Here is a 19,238-nt window from a genome sequence, read left to right as displayed (position 1 = left end):
TTTTATCTTGGACCCAGAACCCACGGTTTTAATTTCTTCTTTATTAATATCAAATACTTCCATTATAACAAGTATTGTCTTACTAATTGTTTTATTGATGTGTTCAGCTTTAATTTCTGGAGCTGAAGTGGCTTTATTTTCACTAACCAAAACAGATTTAGATGAAGGTTTAGAAAATAAATCTCCTGCTATGCAGATTATTGCTTCACTTTTAGAACGTCCTAAAAAACTATTAGCCACTATATTAGTTGCCAATAACTTTATAAATATTGCGGTGGTTTTATTGTTCTCATTTATAGGCGAAACCATTTACAAAAACATTTCGAACGAACTGTTTCGTTTTTTAATAGAAGTCGTTTCGGCAACCTTCTTAATATTATTATTTGGTGAAATTATTCCTAAAATTTACGCCAGTAGAAATAGTGTTAAGTTTTCTTCGTTTATGGCTAGACCTTTACGCGTTTTAGACATTGTCTTCTCTCCGCTAAGTTTACCTATGCGCTATATAACGATTCAAATTCAGAATAAGTTTGGAAAGCAACGTTCTAATCTGAGTGTAGACCAGCTATCTCAAGCCTTAGAATTAACCAATGACGAAGACACTACAAAAGAAGAACAAAAACTATTAAAAGGTATTGTGTCTTTTGGTAACACAGATACCAAGCAGGTAATGCGACCACGAATGGACTTGTTTGCTTTAAGCATTAACACACCATATGAAACCATTATAAAAGAAATTATTCATAACGGTTACTCGCGTATTCCTGTGTATGAAGAAAATATAGACACCATAAAAGGAGTGCTTTACGTGAAGGATTTACTGCCTCATTTAAATAAGAAAACTTTTGATTGGACCACCATTTTACGTGAACCTTTCTTTGTACCCGAAAACAAGAAATTAGACGATTTAATGGTAGAGTTTCAAACCAAGAAAGTACACCTTGCAGTTGTTGTAGATGAATATGGTGGTACGTCTGGTTTGGTTTCTCTTGAAGATATTATTGAAGAGATTGTAGGAGATATTAGTGACGAGTATGATGATGACGATTTAATTTACACCAAATTAAATAATAACAATTATAGCTTTGAAGGGAAGACACCTTTAAAAGATGTATATAAAATTGTTGGAATTGAAGAAGATGCCGAATATTTTGAATCTAGAAAAGGCGAAGCAGAAACACTCGCTGGATTTGTTTTAGAGATTTCTGGAGGATTTCCGAGAATAGGAAGTAAAATAAATTTCAAAAATTACGTTTTTACTATAGAAGCTTTAGAACGAAAGCGTATTAAGCAAATTAAACTCACGTTATTAGACAAAACCATATGAAACGAATAGTTTTACCCATATTAAGCGTATTGATGCTAGGTTGTGGAGACGATACATTACCTAAGCCAAAAGGGTATTTACGATTAGAATATCCAACTGCTGTATATGAAAAAGCTATTGTGCCTTTGCCTTTTTCCTTTGAAAAAAACAAACTTGCAGAGCCTATTAAAACCGTAAAATCATATGGTAATATGAATAATATGAATGGAGTTAATATTAAATATCCAACTTTAAAAGCCACCATTTACCTTACTTACAAAGACGTTGAAAATGGAAATATTGATAGTTTATTGAGAGACGCCCAAAACCTTACACAAAAACACGCTATAAAAGCTGATGAAATTTCTCATAAGTTATTTGAAAACAAAGAAGCAAATGTCTATGGTATGTTATATGAAATTGGAGGAAACGCAGCATCGCAATCGCAATTTTACGTTACAGATAGTCTACATCACTTTTTAAGTGGTTCGCTTTACTTCTATGCGAAACCAAATTATGATTCTATATATCCAGCTTCAGAATATTTAAAGAAAGATATAACGCGTATTATGGAGAGTGTTGAATGGAAAGATTAAAATTTTAATCCATTTCAAATTAACATTATTAATCAAATCTTCAGAATAAACCCTCTAAGCATGAATCAAAGATTAGCTTAATGTTTTAGTGTATTTTAAAAACCAACTACATTTATCGCTATCTACCAGCCGTAAACAGGAACAACTAAAGCTTGTTTGTTTTACATTTAAATAGTGCATTGCCAAATAACTTAGATTTGTGCTTAATCGTATTTAACAAACTACTATTTTATGAGTATGAAAATAGTATAATAAAAAAGACAGCCATTTGGCTGTCTTTTTTATTATAGTTTATGATTTATAAACTTTAGAAGTTATAACGTAAACTCGCATTGAAAGTTCTTCCAATACCTAAATAGTAACCATAAGCATCTTTTTGGTTAATATAAGATTCATTAAACAAATTATAGACGTTAGCTCTAAATGTTAATGGGTTATCACCAAAAGAAAACTTATAAGTTATACCTGCATCTGCTAAAGTATAAGCTGGTAATTTTACAGATTCATAAACCTCATTAGATAAAGCAGCATCAGCTACATCCGCAGGATCAACAAACTCATATAAACCAGAGTAAATATTGTAATCCATATCTACCGAAAGCCCTTTTGCTACATCAGCTCTAAAACCAAAACCAAAAGATGTCTGAGGTGCATTACCAATTTTAACATTTGTTAAATCTACGTTACCATCAGTTGTGATAAAATCACCTGTATCATCATTTTGTAATGTATATGGTGTTTTACCATCATACTTCCAATTTCCAACAGAACCAAATGTTCTAAACGACCAAGACCCACCATACGGACGGTATTCCATATCAAACTCAACACCATTGTGTCTTTGAGTAACATCTGTTAATCTATAAGTACTAAACTCATCATCAGAAGTTCCAACATCACCATCTGCACCAGGCTGAACGGGACCGTTTATGGACAAAAATCTATTACCCCATTCTGTACTATAAACATCAATATTAACTCTTAATGTTCTATTTTTAAAACGGTAACCCGCTTCAAAACCTGTAATTTCCTCATTATCTACATCTGGCTCAGCAAGTGCATTATCATATCTAATATCTGTAAAAATATTATCTAAGAAAGGCTGACGTGAGTAAAAACCTGCATTAGCAAAAACAGAGTGCTCTGTATTAATTTTATATGCAGCACCACCTTTAAGATTATAACCTTCCTTACTTACTTTATCTGATTTACCTAAACCATTTCCTCGTCCTATAAAAAATCCTTCTCTTTGGTAAGATTGTGTAGAAACCGCACCTTGAACAAATGCAGAGAAGTTATCATTAGAATACTCTGCTTGACCAAAAGCACCTAAATACTGAATTACTTCTTCATAGTTGTAATCATATCTTTGATCATTATCAGCAGAATTAAATAAAGCAGACCATGGATCAGCATCAAAAGTTTCTGTAATTACATAATCACTAGGACGATCTGTTCTAAAGTTATCGTTATAACCATCTAAACCTAATGTATTTTCTAATTGTCTAAAGTGAATACCGTTATAAGTTCTAGCATCAACACCAAAATTCATTGACCAGTTTTCGTTAGCATCGTACTGTAAGTTAGAAAGTAAACCATACCAGTTATGACTATTCATTGAAGAACGTCTTAAATAAGAATCTCCATAAGTACCATATTGACCTCCGTTAATAGTTGTTGCACTAGCAATGTTGTTTTCTTCGATTTGATCAAAGTCAATTTCTTGGGCATTTAAACCATCTCCACCAACTCTAACTCTACCGTTACCAACATTACCTGTTCCACCACCACGTCCCCATGATGCATATAATACTGTAGATAAATCTAATTTATCATTGATATCAAAATCCCAGTTTAAGTTAGCCACTGGCTTGTGGTAAAAGTTACGACGTTCTGTAAAACGCTCACCTTCATAAAAACCTGAATTACTGTTTGCTTTTTCACCGTATTCTTGATAAAACTCAAGATCTTGAGAGAAATTTTGGTCGTGCCATTGAGGTGCACCAGTCAATAAGAAGTTAAACGTGTGTGTTTCGTTTGGCTTATAACCTACTGAGAACATATAATTTTGTCCTTGACCAGCTGTACCAATTGAGTATTTTCTATGTGCTTGCCAGTGATCTAATAATACAGAAAAAGCCCATCCTTTTTCATTTATACCAGAATCATAACTAACAGTACTTTTAACATAACTATCGTTACCTCCTAAAAACCTTACAAATCCTCCTTTTTCTTTGTCAGTAGTTTTAGAAACAATGTTTACTGTACCACCAACAGAAGAAATCGCTAATTTAGAAGACCCTAAACCTCTTTGAACCTGTACTACGTTAGCTACATCTGACATACCAGACCAGTTAGACCAGTACATTCTACCATCTTCCATACCATTAATTGGCTGACCGTTTAATAAATAAGCGGTATTAGTTTGATCAAAACCTCTTAAGAAAATTTGACTATCACCAAATCCACCTGCTTGGTTTGAAACATAAACAGAAGGTGTGTTTTTCATAGCTTCACCAAATTCAACATTACCAGAAGATTTTAATTGAATATCTCTACCTCTAATAGTAGAAACAGCGACAGGTGTTTCTCTACTATTAGCTAAATCAATAACTCCTGTACCAACAACAACAACTTCATCTAAAGTATTGTCAGGGTTTAAAGCTATAGTACCTAAATCTACACTTCCACTAAACTTAACTATTTTAGTTCGAAATCCGACATAAGAGATTGCTATTTCACCAGAGTTAGAATTAACTGATAATACAAAATTACCATCGAAATCTGTATCAACTCCGTTTGAAGTTCCTCTTTCAAGGATATTCGCACCTGGAAGCGGTGAATTTGTTTCAGCATCTATTACTTTACCTTTAATAGAGCTTTGAGCGTATGCAATTGTTGTTAAGCCTGTCAAAACAACAATACATAAAAAAAGACTAAATTTTTTCATATAAAATTTAAGTTAATTGGTTTTTTATCAGCGCAAAATTACGCAATACAACAGCTAAAACATTAACTTAATGTTAACAATTGAGCTATACGAAGATAAATATAGAATTGTTATTTTTTATGCATGCATAGCTAAAATTATTAAAACTTTTTAACAATTTTTAACAGTTCTTCTTATAAAAAGCCAATAAATTTTGTGTAGATGCATCATGGGTAGCATTTGGACCCTCTTTTTTAATTTCACTTAAAATAGTCTTTGCTAATTGTTTTCCTAACTCTACACCAAATTGATCATAGCTATAAATGTTCCAAATAATACCTTGAACAAATATTTTGTGCTCGTACATTGCTATAAGTTTTCCTAAACTTTCTGGTGTTAATTTTTGAATTAGAAGTGATGTTGTAGGTTTATTACCTTCAAACACCTTGAAAGGTAAAAGTTGAGATATCTCATCTTCTGAAAGGGATTGCGCTTTTAATTCTGATAAAACTTCTGCTTCTGTTTTACCATTCATTAATGCCTCTGTTTGCGCGAAGTAGTTAGACATTAATTTATTGTGATGGTCTTTGTTACCATATAAAGACTCAACATAGCCAATAAAATCTGTTGGAATCAATTTTGTTCCTTGATGTATTAGTTGAAAAAAGGCATGTTGTGAATTGGTTCCAGGTTCTCCCCAAATTAACGTTCCGGTTTGGTAGTTAACTTTATCGCCATTTCTATCTACACTTTTCCCATTACTTTCCATAATACCTTGCTGAAGGTAGGTTGCAAACTGGTTTAAATATTGTGTATAAGGAATAATTGCTTCGCTTTCTGCATTAAAAAAGTTATTATACCAAACGGTTAATAATGCTGAAATCACTGGAATATTTTCTTTAAAATCTGCAGTTCTAAAATGCACATCCATTTGATGCGCTCCATCTAATAGACTCTCAAAATGTTTGTAACCTAAGGCTAAACTTATAGACAATCCGACAGCACTCCACAGAGAAAAACGACCACCAACCCAATCTTTCATAGGAAAGATATTCGCTTCATCTATCCCAAAGTTTTTTACACTTTCAATATTAGTTGAGACTGCTACAAAATGTTTAGAAACCGCTTCTTTTGGTTGAGATTCTAAAAACCATGCTCTAATTGAATTAGCATTGGACAAGGTTTCTTGCGTTGTAAATGTTTTAGAAACAATAACGAATAAGGTTGTTTCTGGATTTAAGTTTTTAATCACTTCTTGATAGTGATCACCATCTACATTACTTACAAAATGCGTCGTTAGTTGGTTTTTATAATACTGAAGCGAATCTACAACCATTGCAGGACCAAGATCTGAGCCGCCAATACCAATATTTACAACATCGGTAATAGCTTTACCTGTATGTCCTTTATGATCACCATTAACTACAGCATTAGTAAACTTTTCAATTTTCTTTTTAACTTCGTGAATTTCGGGGATTACATTTTCTCCATCTACAAAAACCGCTGCATCTTTAGGTGCTCTTAACGCTGTATGTAAAACAGCTCTTCCTTCAGTGGCGTTAATTATATCACCTTCAAAATACTTTGCAATAGCATCTTTTAAGTCTTGCTCATTTGCTAATTCAAATAATAAATCTAAGGTTTCTGTTGTAATTCTATTTTTAGAAAAATCTGCATAAAAGTCATCCCATTTTACCGTTAAATCATTAGCACGCTCAGCATCAGAACCAAATAAATCCTTTAAGTGTGCTGATTTGATGGTTTCGAAATGCGCTTGTAATTTCGCCCAAGCTTTTGTTGTGGTTGGGTTGGTTGCTTTTAATGCCATAATTTTAATTATAAAATTGGATCTTCAGTTATTGTATTTTCTTTTTCTTTTGGTTCTGCTTCTAAAAAGAAAATATTGTCTAACCGTTGTTTAATTGGTTTTATATAGTCTAAATATTTAACCTTTATGCTATCGGAAATAGGTTCTGCTTCTGGTAGTTTTTGCTTAAAAGGATCTACTTGTTTTCCATTTTTCCAAAAACGATAACATACATGTGGCCCTCCGGTATTCCCCGTCATTCCTACCCAACCTATAATATCGCCTTGTTTTACAAACTCACCTTTTTTTACATTTTGAGCTTTCATATGCAAATACTGTGTACTGTAAGTCGCGTTATGTCTAATTTTTACAAATTTTCCATTACCACCACGTCTAGTAGATTCTACAACCGTTCCGTTTGCAGTTGCCATAATTGGTGTACCAATTGGTGCCGCAAAATCCGTCCCCTTGTGTGGTCGTACTTTATTGCCGTAATAAGCAATTCGTCTATTAAGATTGTATCGTGAAGAAATCCTACTAAACTGCACAGGTGCTTTTAAGAAGGCACGACGTAAATTTTTAGCATCTTCATTAAAATAATCAACAATACCTTTGATTGAATCTGTTTGAAACCGAAAAGCATATAACGAATCTCCATTATGTTCAAAATACGCTGCTTTTACATCCTGCACTCCTGCGTATATGCTATCATCAATATATTTATCGGTATAAATAACCTTAAAGCGATCTCCTTTTTGAAGTCTTCTAAAGTCTATAGTCCACGCATATATATCATCAGCCATTTTATAAGCTAATCGCTGACTCAATCCTTTATCTTCTAAGGTTTTTGAAATACTACTTTCTATAATTCCAGTTGCTGTTTTTTCGACATAGGTTATCGGTTTTCTACTTGTATAGGCATGAATAGAATCTTTTAAATTTACCACAACATACTCTACCTGATCAGGTTGATATATAAACGTTTCTGGGCTTGGTAGACTATCGTTTTCTGATTCCTTTGAAAACAGTAATGTATACGGTTTACCTGGATGAAGTTTTCTGATATCAAACGTGTCTTTAGTTTTTTCAGCAATTTGAAAAATATCTGGATATCCTATATTATTTCGTTGCAGAATTTCGCCAAAACTATCGCCTTTTTGAATGGTATCTCGTTTTACAATGTAATTATTGAGGTCGAAACCAAATTCTAGAATTTTTTCTTCTTCAACAATTTCTGCTTGTTCTTTTTCGTAGGCTATTTCTGCCGAATTATCTTCTTTACAAGCATATATACTTACTGCAATTACAGCAATTGTTATTAATCGTTTTAACTGCATTAATCAAGCTAATTATAAATTATTTCCCCAGTTTTCTAATTCTTCGGCACTCCACAATTCTGGAAAGAAAATACGTCTTTGATATTTTGGATGCATATATTTTTTCCAATCACTTCCTCCAGTCGCTTCACCATCTCCTATACCACTATCAATATAATGTTTAGCGGCGTTGTAATGTGCCATTACCCAACTTACGTTGACCGTATAATCATAATGACGCATTGCTTTTATAAGCTCTTCGTTTTTCTGATCGTTTTCGGGTAACTCTTTAAAACGCGTCCAAAGATTTGTAGTATTGTAGGTTTCCATAAACCTTAAAAACTCATCTTTGTAACGTTTTTCAAAATTAACTAAAAGTGTGGATTTTTTTCCTGTTTTATAGTCTTTTCCTGCGGCTTGCCAATATAAATGTTCAAAAGCGTGTGTATAAGGCGTATCTCTATCAATATCTTTTCGGAATCTATAATCGATAAGGTTAATTAATTCGGTAGATGAGAACTCAATCAGTCGATATTGCGCACTTTGAAAACCACTTGCTGGAGTAAGCGTATATCTAAATTTCATATACTGTTCAACATCCATACCTTCTCTCATAATATTGAAGGAGGTTGACAACATATCAAAATAACGACTAATACGCATCAGTTTACTTTCAAAAAACGCAACATCTAAATCTTGCTTTTCTGCCACTTGAGAGATCTCCCAAAGAATCATTTTAAAAATCAACTCATTAATTTGATGATAGGCAATAAACACCATCTCATCGGGAAGGGTAGTACGCTGTATTTGTAAATTTAATAAAGCATCTGTTTGAATATAATCCCAATATGTGATAGGCTTACTGTAGAGTAAACCGTACAGATGATCGTCTGTGTCTTGATCTATTTTTTCATACTTCTCTTGAAGTGCTTTTATAATTTCGTCGTAATTTGGTTGGTCTGACATATATTGGTTAATCTTAGAATTCTATCTTAAAGGAGTGTTTTAATCCTTTAAACTCCACAAGATCTGCACGTAAAGAACCTACAGCTAAATCTGCTTTAATTTTTAAAGGGATTTTATTTTTATCGGCACTTACCCAAAGTGTTAAGCTTTCTTCTTCTTTAAATACACGACCTGCCATAACGTATGGTCTAAATTTTATGGTTTTTACTTTAACATCTGTACCGTTAATGTCTACTTTTATTGTTTCTCTTCCTAAGTACTTAAGTTTAAAACCATAGTTTTCTTCATCAAAAAACATGTTGGTTTTTATTTCATCTCCTTGTTTTAGAGATTCAACATCAATGTTATTTCTTAAATAATAGTACATCGACACCATATCCTGAACATCTTTCTCAGTCTTTATGGTTGAAATTTTCTTATGTTTTTTGTTTTTAACCTCTGCAATCCTATTATCGTGATCAAAGTTAATTTCTATGTCTTTTGTATGACCGCCTTCATCAATTTTTCTAATGAATTTGTATGGAGCACCTGTTTCTTTATCGAAATAGCTTTCGTAACGATCTTTAACTTTAAAAAACCATTTAATAGCACCTGTGGTCCAACCCTTACCAACAACATGATATACTGGTTTTCCTTGTAATTTAGTTTCATTAACAGATAGCGTCGCATTTCCTGCCTTTAAAAAGCCACTGTAACTCATTTCAAACTTAAACCATTCACCTTCTTGAAAGGCTGGTTCTTTCGTTACATTTGAAGCTTGAAATCCTACAAAGAATAATATAATGGTAAATAAATGTTTCATAACTTATAGTTTGTAAATATAAATAATGTAACGCATTTTTTACGTTACATTTATCTTAAATACAATTACTATTCCAAATCTATAAAATCTTTAAAATACCCTTTTAAAACATCCTAGATTCGAACCCATAAATTAGTTAGATTTAAATATATCCATTCAAGTGATTTTAACATCACTCCAAACAAAAATACAAGTAGAATTTATGACTTACACATCTTAAAAACTCGCAGTGTATTTAATATTAGCGCGTTTATTGGCAGCCATCTAAACGCGCTTTTTATATTAAAGAGTTCCTCTCTTCTCTTGCTCTCGTTCTATAGACTCAAACAAAGCTTTAAAGTTTCCGGCTCCAAAACCACGAGCTCCCATGCGTTGAATGATTTCAAAAAACAAGGTTGGTCGGTCTTCTACTGGTTTTGTAAATATTTGAAGTAAATAGCCTTCTTCATCGGCATCAATCATAATACCTAAACTTTTTAAGGTTTCAATATCTTCTCTAAGCGCATGACTATGCTCTTCTAATCGTCCTGGTACAGCTCTGTAATATGCTTCTGGTGGTGTGGATAAAAATTCAACACCTCTAGATTTCAGTTGTGATACTGTAGTAATAATATCATCGGTTGCAACCGCAATATGCTGCACACCTGCACCTTCATAAAAATCTAAATATTCTTCAATTTGCGATCTTTTAGCAGCTTTTGCAGGTTCGTTAATTGGAAACTTAATTCTCCCATTACCATTACTCATTACTTTACTCATTAAAGCAGAATATTCGGTGTGGATTTGCTTATCATCAAATGATAAAAAGTTAACAAAGCCCATCACGTCTTCGTACCATTTTACCCAAGTGTTCATTTCTCCCCAACCGACATTACCTACCATGTGGTCGATATATTTTAAACCTGTTGGTTCTGGATTGTAATCACTTTTCCATTCTACAAAACCTGGCATAAAGGTTCCTTTGTAGTTTTTACGCTCTACAAACATATGTACGGTTTCACCATAGGTGTAAATTCCGGCTCTAACCACTTCACCAAATTCATCTGTTTCAACGGTTGGTTCCATATAAGATTTAGCACCACGTTTGGTTGTTTCTTCGTAAGATTTACGAGCATCATCTACCCAAAGCGCCACTACTTTTACACCATCTCCATGTTGAACGATATGCTTATTAATTTCAGATTTACTATTTAAAGGAGTTGTAAGTACTAAACGGATTTTATCTTGCTTTAACACATAACTTACCGAATCTTTTGATCCCGTTTCTAAACCTTTATACGCATAGGATTGAAATCCAAATGCTGTTTTATAAAAGTGAGCCGCTTGCTTTGCATTGCCCACATAGAACTCCACATAATCCGTTCCTAAAAGGGGCAAGAAATCTTGAGCTCCTTCAAATATTTTTTCTAAACCGTAGTTTACGTTTTCTACTTTTTTTGCCATAATATTTTATTTTTAAAAACTATCTCTTTCTATAATTGTTTCTTCTAACACCTCGTCTAATGTAGAATCTAGTTCCTCTTCAATAATATAAGTATCATCGTCCCAAGAATCCAAAGTATCAGACTCTATTTCTGTATCATAATAATAATCATCTTCAAAATTTCCATTTTCTAAGCCATCAAAAACCGCAGTTGAAAGCAATGTACCATAGAACGCTAACACTCCAAGGGCAACCAAAAACACAAGCCCATTAAGCACAATGGCTATAATATTTATAATCTTAGCCGTATTGACATTACTTTGTGATTGCGGATTATAAGCCTCTGGATTCTCTCCAAATTCACGTAAACTCTTATTTGCAGAGACCAAGCCAATAATTGCCATAGCCAATGGAACAATAGCAGTAACACCATAACAACAACAGCCTGCAATACCAATAACTAAGGCTAATATTCCTAAAATTAGCGATAGCGGATCGGCAGGTAATTTATTTTGATTCATTTTTTAATTCTCAACCTTACCTCTCTGTATGAACCACAATTGGTTTTACTTTAAATAGGGACTCATTTTGCTGAGCATGGAGCCTTTGTTAAACTTCTATTTAATTTTAGTCAATTTAGTGATCTAACCAAGATTTAAAATAATCTTCGTCAGCAATTTTTAAAGCGTCTTCGGTTACTTTTAAAGGCTTAAAGGTATCTACCATTACCGCCAATTCGTCTGTTTTCACTTTACCAATACTACGTTCCATTGCGCCTGGATGTGGACCATGAGGAATACCTGCTGGATGCAACGACATATGACCTGCTGCAATATCATTTCGGCTCATAAAATCACCATCTACGTAATACAACACCTCATCACTATCAATGTTACTGTGATTGTATGGTGCAGGAACAGCGAGCGGATGATAATCGTACAAACGCGGCACAAAACTACAAATTACAAAGGCATCAGTCTCGAAGGTTTGATGTACTGGTGGCGGTTGATGCACTCTACCTGTAATGGGCTCAAAGTCGTGAATTGAAAACGCGTACGGATAATTATAGCCATCGTAACCTACCACATCAAAAGGGTGTGAAGCATAGACCATTTCAAAAATATCGTCTTGTTTTTTTATTTTAATTAGAAAATCACCAGACTCATTATAGGTTTCTAATTCTTGTGGTTGCCTTAAATCGCGCTCACAAAACGGGGAATGTTCTAATAACTGTCCGAAATAATTTCGGTAGCGTTTTGGCGTATAGATTGGTCTGCGAGATTCTACGATAAATAAGCGATTGTCTTCCGTATCAAAATCGAGTTTATAAATCACACCTCTTGGCACTAAGAGATAATCGCCGTATTTAAAATCTAAATTCCCAAGGTGTGTTCTTAATTTCCCTGTGCCTTTGTGGATGAAAATTAATTCATCGGCATCTGTATTTTTATAAAAATAATCTTTTGTTGATTGCTTTGGTGCCGCTAAGATGATATTACAATCGCTATTGGTCAGTACAATTTTACGACTGTCTAAATAATCGTTTTCTGGTTTTACTTGAAATCCTCTAAAACGATACGATTGCATATTGTTTTCTTTAGCAATCTTGGGCGCAACACTGTATTGCTTATTTATGCTCTTAACCTGTGTTGGGCGTTGCTCGTGATAGCTATTAGTGGACATACCGTCGAAACCAATAGTACCAAACAGTTGCTCGTAATAAAAATCGCCATTTGGTTTTTTAAACTGCGTGTGGCGTTTTGGTGGAATTTTTCCTAATTTATGATAGAATGGCATGTTTTTTTAATGGTTTTAAATATTACAAAGACCTTTCGATTGCGCTCAAGGCGACACTTTATTTACAACTTTAAAGGTACAAAATTTGTAGAGATTCCTGACTGCGCAGGAATAAGGCGTATTTATTCTGGATTCCTTTTAATAAGGAAATGAAGATGCAATTTTATGTCGGCCCAGAATGGTGTCATGTGTTTAAAACTATTGCTTTTTATTGTTACATGCTGTTCGCGCTAAGAACATACCCTGAACTAGAAAATTTTCTCTTGCGCTCGGGTCATTATGTTACAAATATCAATAATTTTTTGTTCTTTTTAAAGGATTAGAAAAATCATTTAAAATGAAATTACGCATCGCTTTAGTTTTTATGCTTATTCTAAGTTCATTTTGTTCTGCACAAATGTTAGACTTTAAAACAACTGACTTTAATTCTTCTGCATTATTAAATGATGAATTGACTGCTTCTGAATTCACAACAATTGCAACACCATTACGTTTTGAGTTTCAACAAAATGATTCTAAGTTTTCTATGTTGGAAGCTGACACTGATTTTGAGCTTAATTCTGAGATATTTAATTCAAAACTATTTTCCAACTTGAACCTATTTGAAAACAACTACCAAAATGATTTCAATTATTCTAGAGGTTGCGGCCCATTAGAAGATGGTTTGACCCATAACATTAATAGTAGTGATGTTATGATTTCAAAATTTATAGATTATGCCGTTAATGGTTATCTTAAATCTCTAATATTTAACGATTAATTTCATTCTACATATCACAACAACGTATTCATATACAAAAACTTAGTATTAAAATCCAAACGTAAAACTGTTAAAGTTTTAATTATTTCACAGTTTCAATTACGGTTTTTCCGCAGTTAACATTTTTTTGACATTTAAAGCGTTTTTAATTTGGTGATTTACATTGTTTTTTTTTTAGATTTGCAGAGTTGAAAGCATTTTATAGAGTTATGTAAGAAGTCGCTCTTAAGAATGTGGACGACAAAAATGTTTAAACATATAGCTTGCGCAAGCTTTTTTATTTTTTATTCCTCAGAATTAAAATTAATAGCAAAAAAGACTTCTAACAAAAATGACTTCTACTTCTCATGCCCTTAATGAGAAAACAAATGACTTCTAAATTTAAAAGACTTCTATCCCCTAAGTTTTAGGGAGACGATAGTTATTAACCAACCTATCTTAAAAAATGTGATGGGTTTAAAATCTTAAAATTATGAAGAAAAAAGTATTGGGCTTACTGACCTTAATAATGATTTTTGGAAGTGCAACAAGCATGACAACAAACACAGAAAATTTAATTGGAGCAGAATTACCTGTTTCTTGCTTTGAAGAAGGAAATCTTTATGCTGAATGGTGGTCAGCCAGAACCGGTTCCTCAGCAATTGAACGACTAGAAATGGCTTTGTTATATACCAGGCTATGTGAACAAGAAAGAGCTCCTAAATTCTATGACGTATAAAAATGAAATTTCTGAAAATTGTTTCTTTACTATTACTTATTATTCCTTTTAATATATGGTGTCAAACAAATATAGAAGTTCACTATAAATCAGAAATATTGATTGATTTTGATACTCTTCAAGGCCCAGCACGTTTCAAGCAAGTATTCAAAAATTCAGTAGAGAAATCTAAATTGATTGATTTTGTTTTATTGATAAATGTAAATGATAGCTTATCATTATTCAAAAAAGATGATTTAAACGATCCTTCAATATCAAAAATGGATTTACTCACAATTTCTCAAATTCTTGAAGTTAATGGAAAATATATTAACTCAAAAAGAAAATTAATTCATGATTATTTTCTGTTAGAAAAAAATTTAAAAGTTGAAGTAGAAAAAACAGTGAATTGGATTTTAACTAAAGAAGTAAAAAAAATTGGTGATTATACTTGTTTAAAAGCGATCGGAACAATAGAATATGGTAAAAGTAAAAATGAAACAGTAGAAGCTTGGTATACTGCTTCTATACCGTTGCCCTATGGACCAAAAACATATCATGGCTTACCTGGGCTAATAGTTGAAATCAAAGAAAAAAATCATATTCTTTATTTAGATAAAATCAAGTTCATAAGTGATGAAATTAAAATTATAGCCCCTGAAAAAGAGGACATAATTTCTGAAAAACAAGCTGACAGTATTATCAAGATTGCGAACAAAAAAGCTGAAGAATATTTTAAAAATTAATCGAAATCGAATTGCTTAAATTAAAAAATTTATGGTGCTTATAATTTTTTAAAAGAAACTACAAATGACTTCTAAATTTAAAAGACTTCTATTCCCTAAATTTTAGGGAAACATTAGTTATTAACCAACCTATCTTAAAAAAAGTGATGGGTTTAAAAATCTTAAATTATGAAGAAAAGAATTTTTAGCCTAACGGCTGTGGTGGTGCTTGTGGGTAGTTCAATGAATTTGAATGCTCATCAAAATGTAATAGCTCAAGAGGATAGTGCCTCTTGTTTTGAACAAGCTCATTATTTTGCGGATTGGATTGGGAGTATGTTTGAAATGAACGCTTTGGACAGATTAGATCTTATATTAGATTATACTGAACAATGCGAAAATCAAAACTGATTTGAACTTTAATTACAATTTTAAATGACAAAATACCTCATATTAGCTTTTTTTATTCCTTTATTTTCGCTTGGACAATCGAATCTTAAAGTTACTTACAAATCAAGTATTTCTATTAATCTCGATACGCTCAAAGGACCTTCAAATTTTAAAAAGTCATTTGAAAAAGTGATCAATAAATGTGAATTATTAGATTTCAATTTATCGATTAATAGTAAAGACAATATTTCCGTTTTTAACAGAAATGATTTAGTAGATTCATCAATCAGTAAATTAGACTTAAACATTATTAGTCTAATTATTGATGCAGATGGAAAATATTTTACTTCTAAAGGTAAATTGATACATGATTACTATCTCATTGATAAAAATTTAAAAGTAGAAATAGAAGACAAAATTAATTGGTCTCTAGTCAACGAGAAGAAAAGTATTGGTAATTACGAATGCTTAAAAGCCGTAGGTAAAGTACACTATGGAAAACACAAAGGAGAAACGATTGAAGCTTGGTATGCACCATCAATACCTTTATCTTTTGGTCCAAAAATGTACTATGGATTACCTGGTTTAATACTCGAAATTAAGGAGAAAAATAATGTTCTTTATGCAGATAAAATTGAATTTTTGAATAAAGATATTAGAATTAGAACTCCTAAAAGAGATCAACTTATTTCTGAGAAAAAAGCTGACAGTATTTTAGCTATAATGAATAAAAAAGCTAAGGATTATTTTAAAAATTGATGAAAGCAAAGTTTCCAATAATAAAAATCCTGCTATTAATAGCAGGATTTTCTTGTTTTGCTAATGCCCAACAAAATAAAGTTTTTGGCAAAGTAACCGACTCTCTTAAAAATCCCTTACCATACGCCAACATCCTAGCCATTCCGCAAGCAAACGACCAAGAAATAAAATTCGCCATAACAGAAAACAACGGTAGCTTTAAACTAGGTCTATCCAAAAACCAAACCTACGAACTCACAGTAAGTTATTTAGGCTATAAACCACAAACAATTACGATAACCACAACAGAGCAAGACATTACCAAAAACTTCATCCTCAAAGAAAACCCAGACCAACTAGATGAGGTACATATAAAATACACACCACCAATTACCGTAAAAAAAGACACCATAACTTACGATGTTACCAAGTTTGTTACTGGTGAAGAACGCAAACTACGCGATGCCTTAAAAAAATTACCTGGAGTAGAAGTCGATAGAGAAGGTAATGTAACTGTACAAGGTAAAAAAGTGACCAAAGTCTTAGTAGAAAACAAAACTTTTTTTACAGGTAATAGTAAACTAGCTATAAATAATATACCAGCAGATGCCGTAGAAAAAGTAGAAGTTTTAGATAACTACAATGAGGTTGCTATGCTCAAAGGCTTACAAGACTCTGAGGATATGGCAATGAACATTTTATTAAAAGAAGACAAAAAGAAATTTGTGTTTGGTGATATAGAAGTTGGCGCAGGTATTAAAGAGCGTTACTTATTACATCCTAATCTGTTTTATTACAGTCCAAAGACCAACATTAATTTTATTGGAGACCTTAATAACCAAGGCATAAAAAGTTTTAGTTTTCAAGATTACTTGGAGTTTGAAGGTGGTTTTGGTAAACTGCTAGATGACGCAAGTAGTTATTTTAGTCTTTTTAATAGCGATTTTGCCCAATACCTCAATAACCAAGATTACACGGATAATGATAACCAATTTGGCGCGCTTAACATTAGACAATCGGTTTCTAATAACACAGATATTAGTGGGTATTTAATTACGTCTAACTCTAAAACCCAAACGGCCAGCAATACGTTAAATGTTTACCAAAATATTGCAGACCCTTTTACAGAAAACAGAACGGTTACTAATAATCTTAACAACTTTTTTACTATTGGAAAAGTTACCATAGATTACGATCCAACTTATAAAGAAGATTTTGCTTACAACGCCTTTGTAAAAGCGACCAATAATGATAGTCATGGTTTTGTAAATACAATTAACCCAGACCAAAACAATAGAATTACGACATTAACAGATGTTGCAGCACTTCATCTTAAACAAAATATTACCTACAGTCGTAAATTATCTAAAGCACACACAGCCACTTTAGAAGCCACTTATAATTTTCAGAATGATAAACCCATAACAGAATGGCTCACTAATCAACAGATTTTACAAAGTTTAATCCCTTTGGAAGATGCTGATGTGTATAATATTCTTCAAACTAAAAAATCAACGTCACATAATTTTAATGCCATTATAAAAGATTATTGGGTACTTAATAACTTTAACCACCTTTATACAAGTGTTGGTATTAACACCTCTTTTAATGATTTCTACAATGAAGATGTACAATTGCTGAGTGATGGTAGTATTAATAATTTTAGTTCGGCTGGTTTTGGTAATGATTTTGGATACAGCTTTATAGATTCGTATTTGGGATTAGAGTATAAATTTCAAATTGGTATTGCTACATTTAAACCCGCTGTGTTTTATCATGGCTATTTATGGCGGACTGAACAATTTGATGATGCTGAAACGTTTTCAAAAAATCTATTTTTACCGCAGTTCACCACTAAAGTGGAATTCAATAACAGTGAAAAATTGAATTTTAAATACAAACTGAATACGCGTTTTCCTGGCATTAATCAATTAGCTAATAATTTTGTACTCTCAAATTTTAATAGTGTTTATAGAGGGAATAACCAATTAGAAAATCAATTATACCATTCCGCATCTTTAAGTTATTATAAATTTAGTTTGTTTAAAAATTTAAACCTCAACTTCAATACCAGTTTTAATAAACGTATAGAAAGTATAAAAACAGTTTCGGAACTTAATGGTATTGAATCTTTTAATACATCAATTATGTTTGACCAACCAGAACACAATTGGATGCTTAGTGGACGCGTTTCAAAAAAAATCAATAAAATCCGTTATAATCTGAGTAGTCGTTTTAGTTATAATGATTATTACCAAATTTTGAATAATGACACCAATCTTAATATTTCAAAATCAATTTCTTCAACGATTGGCATTGAAACTTCTTTTAAAAACCATCCTAACTTAGAAATTAATTATACCAAAGATTTTAATACTTATAAAGCCTTAAATAATATCTCTAAATTTGAAAATGACCAATTAGAAGTTATTTTAGAATATGATTTTTTAAACGACTTTATCTTTAAAGCAGATTACACCTTTGATAATTACAATAATAAAAGTCAAAATACTAAAACCACTTTTGATACTGCAAATGCCTCGTTGTTCTACCAAGTAGAAGATAGCCCTTGGGGATTTGAGGTTAATGCGACTAATTTGTTTGATGTGAAATTTAAACAACAGAATTCATTTAATGCTTTTGTGATTAGTGATAGTAGAACATTTATTTTACCAAGAATTGTGATGTTTAAGGTGAGTTATAAGTTATAATATTTGCGTTAATAAAATCAATATTAAAAAAATATCATATTCGTTTATTTTCATTCTAACAAAAAAAGCATCTGCGAGCCTCTGCGAAATCATTGGAAAAAAAACTTAAAGTTGTAAAAGATTTATCCCGAAAATTTCGCGGATTTACGCAGAGTAAAGCAAATATTTGTTTCTGTGATGAAATAGATTTATTGCTAAAATTATAATCAATTAAAGCATTATAATATTTAACGGACATTCTAAAAAATAAACTCAAAAACCAAAGACCATAACGA

The 19,238-nt window shown here is 32.1% G+C and carries 16 protein-coding genes; 8 read left to right on the top strand and 8 right to left on the bottom strand.

The genetic code is table 11. From position 1 onward, the window contains the following. The first annotated feature begins 7 nt into the window (after positions 1-7). The gene (locus ACXGSQ_RS04755; RefSeq protein ID WP_458628483.1) at positions 8-1,327 is read left to right on the top strand and encodes a gliding motility-associated protein GldE; all 1,320 of its coding nucleotides are present in this window, start codon (positions 8-10) and stop codon (positions 1,325-1,327) included. Continuing rightward, positions 1,324-1,902, top strand: a complete 579-nt coding sequence (gene gldD, locus ACXGSQ_RS04750) for a gliding motility lipoprotein GldD (RefSeq protein WP_458628482.1) — start codon at positions 1,324-1,326, stop codon at positions 1,900-1,902. Before ACXGSQ_RS04755 ends, gldD begins: the two co-directional genes overlap by 4 nt. Positions 1,903-2,209: 307 nt before the next feature. On the opposite strand, the gene ACXGSQ_RS04745 is transcribed toward gldD, so the two are convergent. The 8 genes from ACXGSQ_RS04745 to ACXGSQ_RS04710 all read right to left on the bottom strand — a co-directional run bounded on the left by ACXGSQ_RS04745 (position 2,210) and on the right by ACXGSQ_RS04710 (position 12,942). Continuing rightward, positions 2,210-4,852 (bottom strand): TonB-dependent receptor, encoded by a 2,643-nt coding sequence (locus tag ACXGSQ_RS04745; protein ID WP_458628481.1) that lies wholly within the window; start codon positions 4,850-4,852, stop codon positions 2,210-2,212. Positions 4,853-5,012: 160 nt separating this feature from the next. Then, entirely contained in the window at positions 5,013-6,659 is a 1,647-nt protein-coding gene (gene pgi / locus ACXGSQ_RS04740) for a glucose-6-phosphate isomerase (protein ID WP_458628480.1), read from the bottom strand. A gap of 8 nt (positions 6,660-6,667) precedes the next feature. Further along, on the bottom strand, positions 6,668-7,975 hold the full coding sequence (locus tag ACXGSQ_RS04735; protein WP_458628479.1) for a peptidoglycan DD-metalloendopeptidase family protein: 1,308 nt from the start codon (positions 7,973-7,975) through the stop codon (positions 6,668-6,670). A gap of 12 nt (positions 7,976-7,987) precedes the next feature. Then, entirely contained in the window at positions 7,988-8,920 is a 933-nt protein-coding gene (locus ACXGSQ_RS04730) for a tryptophan 2,3-dioxygenase family protein (protein WP_458628478.1), read from the bottom strand. Between the two features lie 13 nt (positions 8,921-8,933). Beyond that, positions 8,934-9,722 carry a DUF3108 domain-containing protein gene (locus tag ACXGSQ_RS04725; protein ID WP_458628477.1) on the bottom strand — a complete coding sequence of 263 codons (789 nt, stop codon included), beginning with the start codon at positions 9,720-9,722 and terminating at the stop codon, positions 8,934-8,936. 282 nt (positions 9,723-10,004) lie between these two features. Beyond that, the gene (gene hppD / locus ACXGSQ_RS04720) at positions 10,005-11,165 is read right to left on the bottom strand and encodes a 4-hydroxyphenylpyruvate dioxygenase (protein WP_458628476.1); all 1,161 of its coding nucleotides are present in this window, start codon (positions 11,163-11,165) and stop codon (positions 10,005-10,007) included. A gap of 12 nt (positions 11,166-11,177) precedes the next feature. Next, entirely contained in the window at positions 11,178-11,666 is a 489-nt protein-coding gene (locus ACXGSQ_RS04715) for a CCC motif membrane protein (protein WP_458628475.1), read from the bottom strand. 115 nt (positions 11,667-11,781) lie between these two features. Next, entirely contained in the window at positions 11,782-12,942 is a 1,161-nt protein-coding gene (locus ACXGSQ_RS04710; protein ID WP_458628474.1) for a homogentisate 1,2-dioxygenase, read from the bottom strand. Between the two features lie 337 nt (positions 12,943-13,279). Between ACXGSQ_RS04710 and ACXGSQ_RS04705 the strand changes: the two genes are divergently transcribed. The 6 genes from ACXGSQ_RS04705 to ACXGSQ_RS04680 all read left to right on the top strand — a co-directional run bounded on the left by ACXGSQ_RS04705 (position 13,280) and on the right by ACXGSQ_RS04680 (position 18,963). Next, positions 13,280-13,702, top strand: coding sequence for a hypothetical protein (locus ACXGSQ_RS04705; RefSeq protein ID WP_458628473.1), 423 nt, complete (start codon positions 13,280-13,282; stop codon positions 13,700-13,702). A 472-nt stretch (positions 13,703-14,174) separates the two neighbouring features. After that, a complete protein-coding gene (locus ACXGSQ_RS04700; RefSeq protein WP_458628472.1) occupies positions 14,175-14,420 on the top strand; it encodes a hypothetical protein in 246 nt (81 codons plus the stop codon). Between the two features lie 2 nt (positions 14,421-14,422). Further along, positions 14,423-15,145, top strand: coding sequence for a GLPGLI family protein (locus tag ACXGSQ_RS04695; protein ID WP_458628471.1), 723 nt, complete (start codon positions 14,423-14,425; stop codon positions 15,143-15,145). A gap of 168 nt (positions 15,146-15,313) precedes the next feature. After that, on the top strand, positions 15,314-15,535 hold the full coding sequence (locus tag ACXGSQ_RS04690) for a hypothetical protein (protein ID WP_458628470.1): 222 nt from the start codon (positions 15,314-15,316) through the stop codon (positions 15,533-15,535). Between the two features lie 24 nt (positions 15,536-15,559). Beyond that, entirely contained in the window at positions 15,560-16,273 is a 714-nt protein-coding gene (locus ACXGSQ_RS04685) for a GLPGLI family protein (protein ID WP_458628469.1), read from the top strand. After that, complete coding sequence (locus ACXGSQ_RS04680) at positions 16,273-18,963, top strand: carboxypeptidase-like regulatory domain-containing protein (RefSeq protein ID WP_458628468.1); 2,691 nt, start codon at positions 16,273-16,275, stop codon at positions 18,961-18,963. Before ACXGSQ_RS04685 ends, ACXGSQ_RS04680 begins: the two co-directional genes overlap by 1 nt. Positions 18,964-19,238 lie beyond the last annotated feature (275 nt).

The sequence above is a fragment of the Winogradskyella sp. PC D3.3 genome (assembly GCF_054366245.1).
Note: the sequence above shows the minus strand (reverse complement) of the source record. Positions and strands in the feature narration are given on the sequence as shown.